Raw genomic sequence first — 724 nt, 5'->3', positions numbered from 1 at the left:
TTGACTGGAGGTCAGAAATGAACATCAAGAGCCTTCTCCTTGGCTCCGCTGCAGCTCTGGTTGCAGCTTCCGGCGCTCAGGCTGCCGACGCAATCGTCGCGCCAGAGCCAGAAGCCGTTGAATATGTCCGCGTCTGCGATGCTTACGGCGCTGGCTACTTCTACATCCCGGGCACCGAAACCTGCCTGCGTATCCATGGTTATGTTCGTTACGACGCAACCGGTGGTGACGATGTGTACGCTCGCGGCGGCCGTCTTTCTTATGACGCTGAAAACGGTTACTCGCTCGCTCGCGGCGGCAAGGATCGTGACACCTGGGCCAAGACTGCTCGTGCAACGCTTCGCTTCTCGACCGCTTCGGAAACCGAACTCGGTACTCTGAAGACCTTCACCGAACTGCGTTACAACTGGAACGGCGGCGGCGACGGCGAAGAAGACGCATACGGCTCGAGCGAAAACAGCTCGCTGCGTTATGCTTACATCCAGCTCGGCGGCCTGCGCGTTGGTCTTGACGAATCGGCCTTCGTAACCTTCACCGGTTACCTCGGCAACGTCATCAACGACGACGTGATCCTCGCTGGCGGCTACCGCACCAACCTGATCAGCTACACCTTCACCGGTGGCAACGGCTTCTCGGCTATCCTGTCGCTCGAAGAAGGCGGCAACGGCGACTCCGACGTTGACGTAACGCTGAACGACTACACGCCGCACATCGTTGGCGGTCT

1 protein-coding gene is annotated in these 724 nt (G+C 59.4%); it reads left to right on the top strand.

Annotated elements, in window-relative coordinates:
- Positions 1-17: 17 nt before the first annotated feature.
- Positions 18-724, top strand: a 707-nt coding sequence (locus F9K91_RS25575; protein WP_167522292.1) for a porin, incomplete at its 3' end; no start/stop codon positions are given.

Source organism: Brucella tritici, assembly GCF_008932295.1.
Lineage (GTDB): Bacteria > Pseudomonadota > Alphaproteobacteria > Rhizobiales > Rhizobiaceae > Brucella > Brucella tritici.
Note: the sequence above shows the minus strand (reverse complement) of the source record. Positions and strands in the feature narration are given on the sequence as shown.